Below are 13,494 nucleotides of genomic sequence, written 5' to 3'. Positions count from 1 at the left end.
CTTAATGAAAGGGACTATCGTTTTTTAATCATTTTAAGTACGTCTTACCATCGCGCTGTTCCACTGTTCCTTCTTTCATCAACTTTCCAAGGGCACGTTTAAATGCCGCTTTACTAATTTGGAAAGTACCTCGAATATCTTCTGGTTCACTCTTATCTCCAAAAGGAATCATGCCATTATTATCCTGGAGATGTTGAAGAATCATTTCTGCATCATCAATCATTCCGTGTTGTTTAAGCGGGCGCAATGAAACATTTAATGTCCCATCCCCCTTTACCTCTATCACGCGACCGTTTACGAGTTCACCTAATCGGGGTTCTGATTTTCGTTCCGTATGATGAATAAATCCCCGATAATAATCTTCGGTAATGATAGCAGAACCTTCTTTACTTGTATGATAAACTCTTCCGCTCACCTGTTTATTCAACATATCTTCCTTAGCTGTTTCAAACTCACGGTACATCATTCCTTCTGTTGCTGGAATGGCTAATAATCTCCCTTTTTTATCAACACCTAACGTTACAAATAGTTGATCTCCTGGTTCTGGCCATACCTTTGAATACAAAGGTAAGTCGTCACTAGAAACTAAAAAGTCTTTTGCAATACCAATATCTACAAAAACTCCAAGCCTGGGAATGCTTTCAACTACCTCAGCCCATCCATATTCATCCATTTGAATCGTTGGCAAAGTAGTTGTGGCCGTGATATTCCCTTTCTTATCCATGTAAAGAAAAACGCTAATTTCTTGTCCTTCTTCATGCTCCTTGTCTGTTTCATTAACATGTAATAAAGCTTGTTCACTATTTTTTTCTAAGACGTAACCTGTATCTATTTTACGTAATACCGTCATCGTTTGTACTGTTCCTAGTTTTAATGTATTCATGTGTAACCTACTTTCTATATGTATTTCTCACTCTTTTTGGAAAAGGGGATACCCTATTACAAGAGTACCCCCTTTGATTACAAAGTAACACATAAGTTTTATATTTTAATTCCAATTCTTGCGAGAGGAATTCAGCATCATTCTTTCCATTAACCGCGGTACATTATCTACACTATTTATCTAGCTCAAGCATCCTGCATGTATTGCGGGGCTCTTGCTATTTCATTTCATGTTCTCTAACTTAACAACGTAAGCCCAACCTGCTCTTACGTCCTTGCGTCCCCTTAGACGCGCCAGTGTGAATAAGCATCTTCAAAAACATTGTAGAATGCCAGGACACTTAGTTGTTACTTCAAGTGCAACCTATTAACTATACATTTGTTTAATCTAGATGTCAAATTTTTGAGGGGTGAGATACGAATATATAAGATATTGTTTATATCAAAATCTTATAATTATGGTACACTAAATAATAGTCTATCAATTTTAAAAATATAGTCTAGTTAGATGGAGATGAAAGTATTGTCCTTATTCTTTAATGTAATTTTACCAATCATGCTTGTATTTTTAGCGGGATTTATTTTACAAAGGCTAAGAGTCTTAGATGTAAAATCAGTTTCAGCAGTAACAATTTACATTCTGTCACCTGCACTGGTTTTTATATCATTATACGATGCGGATTTTAACAGTGCTTATGCCGTCATTTTTATTTATATGTTTATTTTATTCTATGTTATGGTGTTTCTAAATAAAGTTCTTGCTAAGGTTTTCAAATGGTCGAAAAACGTGGAAAGTGCAGCAATATTATCGACAGGTTTTATGAATTCAGGGAATTATGGTCTACCAGTTGTTTTATTTAGTTTAGGGCAAGCGGCTTTACCATATGCGGTTTTTATTATGGTAGTACAAGGATTACAGAATAACTTCTTTGGGGTTTACTATGCTTCACGTAGTTCAAGTGGAATCAAGAGAGCTTTGTTAAATGTATTTAAAATGCCAACAACCTATGCGATGTTTCTGGCTTTTATTTTCCAATTCTTCCAGATTCCAATTACTGAATCGATTCATTCTACATTATCAATGGTAGGGGAGGCATCGATTCCTGTCATGATGATTGTACTGGGGATGCAGTTAGGATCGATTACTGGAATTAAAATAAATTGGCAGGTAATTACCTCTAGTGTTTTTTTGAAAATGATCGTTGCACCTTTATTTGCAGCAGGATTTGTTTATTTTTCGAATATCAATCCATTGATTGGAGCAATCCTTATTACTATTTCGGCAATGCCTCCTGCAGCAACGACCACAATGTATGCGATTGAATTTGACACGGAGCCTGAATTAGTATCAAGTATTACGTTTATCTCTACTGTTACTAGTATTCTAACAATCACGATATTGTTAAATATTATGTAATTCTATCAAAGTTGAATTCAAGTAGTGGGAATATTTGAATAGGTTTGTTTATAATAGGGGTAGAAGTAAATTTAAACAAGGGGTGGGATTAATGGATTTAGGTTTAAAAGGGAAATCTGTCATTGTTACTGCGGCTAGTAAAGGATTGGGAAAAGCTTCTGCACTTGAGTATGCGAAAGAGGGTGCCCATGTTTTAATTAGCAGTCGAAGCGAGGATGAATTAAAGTTAACTGTAGAAGAAATAAAACAGGAAACTGGAAACAATCACGTTGATTATATGGTTTGTGATATGAAAAAAGTAGATGATATTGAGCGTTTAGTGGACAAGGCTGTATCTTGGAATGGAACAGTCGATGTATTGGTTAATAATGCAGGGGGTCCACCTGCTGGAAAGTTTCTAGATATGACGGATGAAGAATGGTACCATGCATTTGAACTGAATTTACTTAGCTTTGTTCGTACGATTCGTACTGTGGTTCCATATATGCAAAAACAAAAACGTGGGGCAATTGTTAATTTAGCTTCTTCATCGATGTATCAAAGTTTAGACAATCTTGTCCTATCCAATACAATGAGACCAGGAATCGTAGGACTATCAAAAACATTAGCACGGGAACTTGCAGAGGAAAATATTTTGATTAATACAGTTGGTCCTGGAGTTATTCATACGGATCGAATTAACGATTTATATCAATTTGCTGCAGATCAACAAGGAATATCCATTGATCAAGTTATTGAGGAAGAAGTAAAAAACATTCCGATGGGACGCTTCGGAAAACCAGAGGAATTTGCCAAAGCGATTGTATTTTTAGGATCAGGAGCAAATACATATATAACTGGGCAAACATTAGTTGTAGATGGTGGATCGGTAAGGGCTTTATAATACAAGACAGGTTTCTTTTCCTGCAGGTTGAAAAGTATAAAACTTTCTCCCTCACTTTGTTTACTGATGAAGGAATAAGAAACCTGTCTTTAAACTGCTTTAAATAAGGTTTAGTACGCCTAATCCAATCAATATAGTCGGGGCAAGAAAAGAAAGTTTCTGTAACTTCTCATGCTTAGCTAGAAACATTCCTATCTTCATCCCAGTAAATAAGAAAATTCCACTCATTGTCGCGATTAATAAGGCGGTTATCCAAGGGGTGTAACCTAATAGGGATGCTCCAATCCCTGCACCAAAGGCATCTAGAGAAAGGGCGAAACCGAGTATTAGGGCTTCCCCGATTGAGATAGCTCCAGATTTATCTAGATCTGCTTTATCAGGAGTGGAGAATACCGTTGTTATATCCTTCAATTTGCTATTCGAATTTTCCTCTTCCTTTATATTTTCTTTGTTTATATTTGAACGGATTATATTAAACAAAGAAAACAATCCTAAAGAGATTAATATAACTCCACCTATTGATTGTGCGATATCAATGGAAATAAATTTTTGAAGAAAGTTACCAACCGTCATGGAGAGCAATAATACAGTACCAGAGCACAACATGATGATGAGAATGGCACGTATTGGTACTTTGATTTTTTGCATACCATAAGTTATTCCAACACCGAGTCCGTCGATGCTTACTGCTATAACTAATAAAAACAATCCTGTATAATATAGCATTCATAACCCATTCCTTTACAATGTTACTAACATATTGTATGGGGGGGAAAGGTTAGGTGTGCTTCATTACATAGGCAAATATAATATTTAATTTACCTTCCTTAAGAATAGATGTAATAAGTTAAACTTTTATACATTCTTATTTCTTAAAGAAACAACTTCTGAAAGTCTTATGTGAATGTGATAAAGTAAAGTATAATGTTCTTTTTAAGAAAGGAAAGAAATAGATGAGTAAAACAGTTGTATTAGCAGAAAAACCATCAGTTGGTCGAGATATAGCAAGAGTATTAAATTGCCATAAAAAAGGGAACGGATTTATAGAAGGATCTAACTATATTGTGACATGGGCGTTAGGGCATTTGGTGACGTTAGCAGATCCGGAAGCCTATGATGATAAGTATAAATCGTGGAAGCTGGACGATTTACCGATGCTTCCAAATCATTTGAAATTAGTGGTCATGAAAAAGACAGGAAAGCAATTCAATGCAGTAAAAACGCAATTAAATCGAAAAGATGTTGCAGACATTGTCATTGCTACAGATGCTGGGAGAGAAGGAGAGCTTGTTGCACGCTGGATTTTAGAAAAATCTCGTGTAAATAAACCGGTAAAGCGTTTATGGATTTCATCTGTTACCGATAAAGCAATTCGTGATGGTTTTAAACATTTAAAACCAGGTAAGCAATACGAAAATTTATATGCTTCAGCGGTTGCGCGTTCAGAAGCGGATTGGTATGTAGGTCTAAATGCTACAAGAGCATTAACAACTAAATTTAATGCACAGCTTTCAAGTGGCCGTGTGCAAACACCTACATTAGAAATGGTTGCCCAACGAGAGAAAGAAATTAAAGAATTCCAGCCCCGTAAATTTAATGGAATAGAAGCGAAGACGAATAAAGGTTTCAAATTTATTTGGCAGGATGATAAAAAGAATCATCGTATATTTTCCAAAGAAAAGGCGAATGGACTTCTAGAAAAATTGAAAAATCAGTCCGCAAAAGTGGTTCAGGTTAATCAAACTGCTAAGAAAAAATTTGCTCCTCAATTATATGATTTAACAGAATTACAGCGGGATGCAAACCGAATATTTAATTTTTCTGGAAAACAAACGTTATCAATTATGCAGAAACTATACGAACAACATAAGGTATTAACGTATCCACGAACAGATTCACGTGTTATTTCGACGGATATTGTTCCAACATTAAAGGACCGCTTAAAAGCGTGTGGAGTGGATCAATATGCAAAAATTGCAGGGAAGTTATTGAAAAAAGACTTTAAACTTCCCAAATCAGTAGTAGATAATGCAAAAGTATCTGATCACCACGCCATTATTCCAACTGAAGAACAAGTGGTTTTAGAAGACTTGAACGATAAAGAAAGAAAAATTTATGATTTAGTTGTGAAACGATTTATGGCTGTTTTGTCGGATCCGCATGAATATGAGCAGACTACTATTTTTGCAGAAATAAATGGAGAAACATTTGTCGCTAAAGGGAAGGTAGTTAAAAAGCAAGGTTGGAAAGAAGTGTATGACAATCGTTATGATGATGAAGAATCTTCGGATGATCAGAGACTACCGGCGATTCATAAGGGAGAAGTTTTTACTACCGTTGTGCTTAAACAAACGGAAGGAGAAACAAAACCACCTGAGCGTTTTACAGAAGGTGCTTTATTACAAGCGATGGAAAACCCAACCAAATACATGAATACGAAAGAAAAGGATTTAGTAAAAACAATAAATCAAGCTGGTGGAATTGGAACAGTTGCGACACGCGCAGATATTATTGAAAAACTCTTTAACAGTATGTATATGGAATTAAAAGGAAAACATATTTTCATTACATCAAAAGGTCGTCAATTATTGGATTTAGTACCAGATGATTTACGCTCGCCAGTCCTGACTGCAGAGTGGGAGAAAAAACTTCAAGCCATTGCGGAAGGAAAGTTAAAGAAGGAGAAATTCATCACTGAAATAAAAGGTTACACGAAACAGATTGTTTTAGAAATAAAAAATAGTGATGAGACTTTCAAGCATGATAATATGACGGGAACGAAATGTCCAGAATGTGGAAAGCTCATGCTTGAAGTGAAAAATAAACATGGAAGAATGTTGGTTTGCCAAGACCGTTCATGTGGCCATAAGAAAAATATCGCAAAACAAACAAATGCAAGATGCCCGAATTGTCATAAGCGAATGGAGCTTAGAGGGGAAGGCGATGGTCAATTATTCGTTTGTAAATGTGGTCATCGAGAAAAAGTTTCAACATTTAATAAACGAAGAAGTCAAGAGAAACAACATAAAGTGTCTAAAAAAGATGTTAATAAGTATTTGAAAAAACAGGATGATGGATTTAAAAATAATGCCCTTGCAGAAGCATTAGCAGCGAAATTTAAAAAATAGGATCATTTTAGCCCTCTATTTAAAATAATAGAGGGCTAGTTGCATGCTAAATTACAGAATACCGAAGTTCATAATGAAACGGCTGACGCGTTCAAATTAACTTATAAGAAGTAAGCCAAATAGTTTACATCTAATCTAGAAAGCATTATCATTTAAATAGTATATAAATGTTGACATGAAGGAGGTAGACTTAATGGCATTTGTTATATTAGATCCTTGTAGGGGAGAAAAGGCTGGCGAATGTGTTAGTGTATGCCCTGTTGATTGTATAGAGGAAGGTCCAGATCAATTTTACATAGATCCAGATATTTGTATCGACTGTGGTGCGTGTAAAGCAGTGTGCCCTGTTTCAGCCATAGAGGAAGAATATGATTTAACACCAGATCAAGAGGTGTTTTTAGAAAAGGCTGAGGAATTCTTTGCAAATAGATAAATGATATCCCCGTTACATTTTTAGTAGAAATGTAACGGGGATTTTTGATTATGAAATCAGTAACACTTTCGGAAATGTTACTTTTCTTTAATTGCTTTGATAGCATCGTCCATATTGGTTGTCGGTTGTCTACAAGAAAAGTTCTCGCAAATATAAACGGTGGTTTCGTTTCCTATTTGCTTGTATTCAGTAGCGAATGGTGCAACTTCAGAAAAGTCTTCTGGTGTTTCACCGATAAGGAAAACAACATTTGGTAAGAAATCTGATTGAACGTCTCTTAATAATTGTATTCCATTATCGTCATCCATATTTCGAAGTACGACAACTTCTTTTGTTTTGTATTCCATTAGTTGAAGACTCTGTAGAAAGAAAGGACTTGCGGAAGCCATTCTATTTATATCATTGAAAAAAGTGTAATACATTTCTTCTACCTTATCTAGATAGGAAGTTTTTCCGGATAAATATCCTAAACGGGTTAGCATGACCGCGGCTACACTATTACCTGATGGAATTGCACCATCATAAATCTCCTTATCTTTTGCAATTAATTGTTCACTATCTTTTCCACTAAAATAGAAGCCTCCATGTTCTTCATCCCAAAATAATTCTAGCATTTGTTTCGAAAGAGAGTGGGCTTGTTTTAAATATCTTTTAGATAAGGTCGTTTCGTATAGCTCGATATATGCCCATAATAGAAAGGCATAATCATCGATATACGCGTTGTACTTTGTTTCACCTTCCCGATACCTAGCCATTAAGCGATTATTTTCATTTAAATTTTTCTCGACAAATTCGATAGCGGTTTCTGCCATTTGGATGTATGTTACATTGCCAAAAACTCGACTGGCTTTTGCTAAAGACGCAATCATCAAACCATTCCAAGACGTTAAAATTTTATCGTCAACATGCGGGTAGACACGTTGTTCTCGTTTTTCTAATAGTTTTGTTCTAGCTATTTCTAGTTTTTTCAGTAAGGCATCTAATGGTAGGTTGATTTCTCTTGCTACATATTCTAAATCTTGATCAATAAGATTGGGTATGTTTTTTCCTTCAAAATTTCCCTGAGGTGTCAAGTCATATACTTCTGAATATAATTCACCTAAATCATGACCGAGAATGTCATAAATCTCCTCATAATCCCAAACATAATATTTTCCTTCTACTCCTTCTGAATCAGCATCTATTGCGGAATAAAAGGCACCCTCATTACTCGTCATTTCTCGTTTAATAAATGTGATGATTTGTTCTGAAATTACTCGGTAAAAGGGGTCTTTCGTTATTTGATAGGATTCAGTGAAAACCATTAATAACAAGGCATTATCATAAAGCATTTTCTCAAAATGTGGAACGAGCCATTCTTCATCGGTCGAGTATCGGGCAAATCCATATCCAATATGATCCCATATTCCTCCAGCGGTCATATCTTTTAACGTTTTTTCCACCATTTTAAGGGCAGCGGTATTCCCAGTGAAGTAGTAATGACGTAATAAAAAAAGAAGATTTTGTGGCATCGGAAATTTTGGTGCATCCCCAAAACCTCCATACGTAAAGTCATAGCTTTTTGCTAGTTGTTCGTAAGCTTTGTCTAATGTATCTGTTGTAAGTCGCTGATCACTTTTTGGTGTAATGGATTTGGTTAAAGCATCGGTAACACTTCTTGTAACACTCGTAATATGGTTGGGGTCTTCGGCGTATTTCCGATGTAATTGTGTCAAAGCTTCAATTAATCCTGGCCGACCGTATTTACTTTCTTTAGGAAAATAGGTCCCTGCATAAAAAGGAATTTTATCAGGTGTCATAAAAATAGTTAACGGCCAACCACCGTGTCCCGTCATCATTTGGCAAACTTTCATATAGATGGAATCGACATCCGGGCGTTCTTCCCGATCCACTTTAATGGATATGTATTTTTCGTTTAAGATTTTTGCTACTTCTTCATCTTCAAATGATTCGTGGGCCATTACATGACACCAATGGCAAGTGCTATAGCCAATGGAAAGAAAAATTGGTTTGTTTTCTTGTTTGGCTTTTTCAAACGCCTCCTCACCCCATGGGTACCAGTCAACAGGGTTATGGGCGTGTTGGAGTAAGTAGGGGGATTTTTCATTAATTAATTGATTAGGTGGTTTATTTTCAGACACCATGAGATATTTCCTCCATCCTTTATATATGTACCTTTAATTATATTACCCAATCTAAAAATAAATAAGACAGGTAAATTTACATCTCGTCTTATCTATAAAAGTGAAAAAGACACTCGAATGAGTATCTTTATTATAAACTTTATTTTTAGAACTTGGTCCAATCTCTACCTCCAGTTTTATAATTGTCCGCAATCATGGCTGTTTCCATGATCCCATCTTCTCCTATTATAACAATCCAATGACTACCATCAGCAAATACAAAGTAATTTTGGTTAAAGGTTTGTTTATAGTAGATATATATATATCGTTATCCTTATCTTCTAGTATATTCATGATGTAGACATTGTAATCTCTTAATTGGTAGAATTAACTTAATCTTTAGTAGAATAGATAACCAAATGTGTTATACAATAGGATTAGAAAATAGAAAATAGCAACTACGAGCGTAGGGGGGGATATGATAATTAAATTTTCCATGCAAACTAGGATACTAGTTTTAATTATAGGATTAGTTTTGTTTATTTCTTTATTACTTACCGCTGTTTATTCGTATATAGAGTATAAGAGTACAGAACAGGAAATTGGTGAAAAGGGGCTCCAAATTGCGAATATAGTCGCAAAACTACCGACAGTAAGGAAGGCGTTTCATGAGGAATATCCTGAAAAAACTATTCAACCCATTGCTGAGGAGATTAGGGAACTGACTGAGGCGGAATATGTTGTTATTGGAAACAATAACGGTATTCGATATTCTCATCCCGACCCGATGAAGTTGGGGAAGAAAATGGTTGGAGGGGACAATGATAAGGCTTTAATAGAAGGGAAGTCTTACGTTTCAAAAGCTGTTGGAAGTCTCGGTCCATCGATGAGAGGTAAAGCGCCAATCTTGGATGCTAATGGCGAAATTATTGGTATTGTTTCTATAGGATTTTTAATGGAAGATATCCATTCAATTATTTACAGTAAGCTAATGAAAATAAGCGGTGTCTCCTTAATCGTATTATTATTAGGTATATTTGGTGGGGTTTTTTTAGCCAAAAGTATAAGAAAGGATACACTCGGTCTGGAACCGTTTGAAATTGCATCCTTATATAGAGAAAGAAATGCAATACTTACTTCCATTCATGAAGGAATTATAGCCATTAATAAAGCTGGAAGAATAACGATGATGAATCAATCTGCCCAACAAATAGCAGGCCTATCTAAGAAATGTACTTTGGAAAAAAGACTGGATGAAATTTATTCAGATATAGAGATGGAAAAAATTCTCCGGATTAATAATAACTACAAGAATAAAGAAATAATGGTAAATAATAGACATGTTATTGTTAACGTAACACCAATTTTAGAGAAAGATAAAGTTGAGGGTGCTGTTTTAAGTTTTCGCGATAAAACAGAGTTAAAGGAAATGATTAATACATTATCAGAGGTCAGGAAATATTCAGAAGACCTTAGATCGCAAACGCATGAGTACACGAATAAATTATATGTATTATCTGGGTTGTTACAATTAGGTAATTACCAAGAAGCTATTGAGTTAATACAGACGGAGCTGGAGATTACGAGAAGTCAGAATAGGATTTTGTTTTCACAAATTAAAGATCCAACTGTACAAGCTATCCTTTTAGGTAAAATTGGAAAGGCAACTGAGAATAAGATTAGTTTAATAATAGATTCTAATAGCTATTTACAGAAGTTACCTAATCATTTAAGTGTCGTTAAACTGATAACAATTGTAGGAAACTTACTTGATAATGCAATGGAGGCTGTCAAGGATAGCGAAAATGAAAGAAAAGAAGTTATTTTTTTTGCAACCGATATTGGTAATGATATTATTTTTGAAATAGCAGATAATGGTATAGGCATTCCAGATTCTGTAGTGAGCAAAATCTTTGAACGGGGATATTCAACCAAAAATACAAAAAACAGAGGTTACGGATTAGCCATTGTTAAAGAAGTGATAAATGAATTAGAGGGGCAAATAGAAATTCAAAACAAATTTAACATTGGTGTTGTATTTACAGTTTATATACCAAAAAAGGTAAATTAAATAGGGGGGGTGTACCTGTATGATCCGTGTTCTTATAGTGGAAGATGATTTTCGGATTGCGGATATACATGCAGGCTTTCTTAAAGGGGTAAGTAATGCGGAAATAATAGGGAAAGCATTGACGGGGAAGGATGCTATTGAAATAGTGTCCAATTATGAAGTTGAGCTAGTGTTACTAGATTTATATTTGCCAGATATATCAGGATTAGAATTAATCCCAAAATTAAGAAAGGCAAATCCAAATATAGATATAATCGTTATTTCGGCCGCCACAGAAAATGATATGGTTAGTAAAGTTATAAAAAATGGTGTTTTTGATTATATGATTAAACCAGTTAAGAAAGAAAGATTTGTTGGGGCATTTAATCATTATACAAGAAAGAAAAGACAATTGGAGGATGTGAAGGTTTTTGATCAGGACCTATTGGACGACGTATTCTTTAGTTTTAAAATCGATTCATTACCTAAAAGTACGCCTAAGGGAATTGATCCACTCACATTAGAAAAAGTAAAAGAAATAATCAAGGTGCTAAAAAGCGGAATTACTGCTGAAGAGATGGGGGAAAGGATTGGTGCTTCACGTACAACCGCTAGACGTTATTTAGAATATTTAATTTCACTAGAGGAAATTACAGCTGACTTAGAATACGGTGCTGTGGGAAGGCCCGAGCGAAAATATTATATGATGAATAGAAATATAGGTTAATAAGGTGTCGTAGTTTCGGCATCTTTTTAAATTGCCATTTAGTAGTGTGAACAAAATGAACAAAAGGTTTATAAAAAACAAATTGCGCTTTATTTTGTAAACGTTTACATAACAGAAATATTAAATTATATTGAAAAGTAGTTACATTTAAGTATCTACTTTTACTATTTTTAGAGGGGGAATCAAAATGAAGAAATACTTACTATTGATTATGCTAGCAGCTTTAATGCTGTTTGCAGTAGCTTGTTCTTCTGGTGATGAAGAAACCAGTGGAACTTCAAATGACGCTTCAACAAAAGAATCGACTGATGATGCTAGTTCTGGTGATTGGACACCTGAAGAATCTATTGAAATCGTCGCACCAGCTGGGGCGGGTGGTGGTTGGGATACCACTGCTAGAATGGCGGCACAAGTATTTACTGAGGAAGGTATAATCGATGAGAACATTGGTGTCGTCAATAAAGAAGGCGGTGGCGGAGCTGTAGGTTGGGCATATATTGCTGGTTTTGAAGGGAATGCCCATAAGCTTTTTGTAGCATCACCACCGCTCGTGTTTATTCCATTAAACGGGCAATCTGAATACAGTCACGAGGATTTCACACCACTAGCAAACTTAATAGCTGATTATGCAGCTTTTGCAGTACGAGATGATGCGGAGTGGGATAATTTAAATGATTTGTTTGAGGATATGAAGGAAGATCCTGAAAGCATTACAGTCGTTGGAACTTCCTCACCCGGCAGTATGGACCATATGCAATTTGTTCAAATTGCTAAAGCAGCAGGTGTAGATATAACCAAGATTAAATATGTTTCCGCTCAAGATGCTGGCGGGTTGACACAGATATTAAATGGTAGTGCAGACGTATATTCTACTGGTGTAGCTGAAACGGTAGAACAAGTAAAAGCGGGTAATATTAAAGTTCTAGGTGTAACTTCTGAGGAAAGGTTAGAAGGAGAGATATTAGAGGATTTCCCAACTGCAATTGAACAAGGAATCGATGAAACGTTTATTAATTGGAGAGGATTCTTTGGACCAGCTAATATGGATCCAGCTGCAGTTGCTTATTACGAAGAGAAATTTAAAGAATTAAGTGATTCAGATGCATTTGCAGAAATACGTGCCCAATTTGGCTGGGATGAATTATATATGAATAGTGAAGAGTATAGTCAATTCTTAGATGAACAAAGGGAAGAAGTTCAAGTGTTACTAGATGAACTAGGGCTTGCAAAGCAATAAGTATTAGTTGGAGTCAATGACTTTGGTTATTGACTCCAACCTTTTATAAATATAGTTATAAAACGAAGCCTCAGCCGAACTTATTTAGGAAAAAGTTTTATACATGCCTATTAGCCAAAAAACTTTAAATTCAGGGGATGTGCTTATGTTTAAAACGGTGAATCAGCGAGTTAGTATTGTTCTACTGTTAATTGCTGCACTTTATTTAATTATTGCTTATCAAATTCCATCTTACCCTTATACGGAAGTTGATGCTGATGTGATTCCGAAAACATTAGGATGGTTATTGGTTTTACTTTCAGCTTCTTTATTCTTTTTAAAGGATTCGGACTCGGAAGAACAAAAAGAAAGGAGAAAGATACCAAAGAAAGAAATAGGGGTGCTATTAGTAGTAGCAGGATTTATCTTAGTATATATTGCTCTGTTAGAAATAATTGGTTTTGTATTAGTAACGGGACTATTCATTTTCTTTTGCTCATGGTTTCTTGGCTATAAGAAATATATAACGAATGCAATTGTTTCTATCTTATTTCCTATAATAATGTATTTGATGTTTACGGAATTACTAAAATTAAGTTTACCTAGTGGAATATTGCCTTTTTAAGGGAGGGATA

General features: G+C 35.2%; 11 protein-coding genes. 8 read left to right on the top strand and 3 right to left on the bottom strand.

Annotated elements, in window-relative coordinates:
* Positions 1-28 precede the first annotated feature (28 nt).
* Complete coding sequence (locus A9178_RS05595; protein WP_068673187.1) at positions 29-883, bottom strand: CvfB family protein; 855 nt, start codon at positions 881-883, stop codon at positions 29-31.
* Between the two features lie 513 nt (positions 884-1,396).
* Between A9178_RS05595 and A9178_RS05590 the strand changes: the two genes are divergently transcribed.
* Positions 1,397-2,299 (top strand): AEC family transporter, encoded by a 903-nt coding sequence (locus A9178_RS05590; RefSeq protein WP_231889802.1) that lies wholly within the window; start codon positions 1,397-1,399, stop codon positions 2,297-2,299.
* 91 nt (positions 2,300-2,390) lie between these two features.
* On the top strand, positions 2,391-3,182 hold the full coding sequence (locus tag A9178_RS05585; RefSeq protein WP_068673183.1) for an SDR family oxidoreductase: 792 nt from the start codon (positions 2,391-2,393) through the stop codon (positions 3,180-3,182).
* Positions 3,183-3,281: 99 nt separating this feature from the next.
* On the opposite strand, the gene ytaF is transcribed toward A9178_RS05585, so the two are convergent.
* Entirely contained in the window at positions 3,282-3,908 is a 627-nt protein-coding gene (ytaF, locus tag A9178_RS05580; RefSeq protein ID WP_068673181.1) for a sporulation membrane protein YtaF, read from the bottom strand.
* 227 nt (positions 3,909-4,135) lie between these two features.
* On the opposite strand from ytaF, the gene A9178_RS05575 reads away from it, so the two are divergent.
* Positions 4,136-6,310 carry a DNA topoisomerase III gene (locus tag A9178_RS05575; protein WP_068673179.1) on the top strand — a complete coding sequence of 725 codons (2,175 nt, stop codon included), beginning with the start codon at positions 4,136-4,138 and terminating at the stop codon, positions 6,308-6,310.
* Positions 6,311-6,503: 193 nt separating this feature from the next.
* The gene (locus A9178_RS05570; RefSeq protein ID WP_068673178.1) at positions 6,504-6,743 is read left to right on the top strand and encodes a ferredoxin family protein; all 240 of its coding nucleotides are present in this window, start codon (positions 6,504-6,506) and stop codon (positions 6,741-6,743) included.
* A gap of 77 nt (positions 6,744-6,820) precedes the next feature.
* Here the strand turns inward: A9178_RS05570 and A9178_RS05565 are convergent, their stop codons facing one another.
* The gene (locus A9178_RS05565) at positions 6,821-8,884 is read right to left on the bottom strand and encodes a thioredoxin domain-containing protein (RefSeq protein ID WP_369801959.1); all 2,064 of its coding nucleotides are present in this window, start codon (positions 8,882-8,884) and stop codon (positions 6,821-6,823) included.
* Positions 8,885-9,344: 460 nt separating this feature from the next.
* Between A9178_RS05565 and A9178_RS05560 the strand changes: the two genes are divergently transcribed.
* The 4 genes from A9178_RS05560 to A9178_RS05545 all read left to right on the top strand — a co-directional run bounded on the left by A9178_RS05560 (position 9,345) and on the right by A9178_RS05545 (position 13,484).
* Positions 9,345-10,937, top strand: a complete 1,593-nt coding sequence (locus A9178_RS05560; protein WP_068673174.1) for an ATP-binding protein — start codon at positions 9,345-9,347, stop codon at positions 10,935-10,937.
* 19 nt (positions 10,938-10,956) lie between these two features.
* Positions 10,957-11,643: a response regulator gene (locus A9178_RS05555; protein WP_068673172.1), complete on the top strand. Its 687-nt coding sequence runs from the start codon at positions 10,957-10,959 to the stop codon at positions 11,641-11,643.
* 187 nt (positions 11,644-11,830) lie between these two features.
* Positions 11,831-12,880, top strand: coding sequence for a tripartite tricarboxylate transporter substrate binding protein (locus A9178_RS05550; protein ID WP_068673170.1), 1,050 nt, complete (start codon positions 11,831-11,833; stop codon positions 12,878-12,880).
* Positions 12,881-13,025: 145 nt separating this feature from the next.
* A complete protein-coding gene (locus tag A9178_RS05545; RefSeq protein ID WP_068673168.1) occupies positions 13,026-13,484 on the top strand; it encodes a tripartite tricarboxylate transporter TctB family protein in 459 nt (152 codons plus the stop codon).
* Positions 13,485-13,494: the final 10 nt, after the last annotated feature.

Origin of the sequence: Oceanobacillus sp. Castelsardo, from assembly GCF_001659985.1 — a bacterium.
Lineage (GTDB): Bacteria > Bacillota > Bacilli > Bacillales > Amphibacillaceae > Oceanobacillus.
This window is presented reverse-complemented; position numbering and strand designations above follow the sequence as displayed.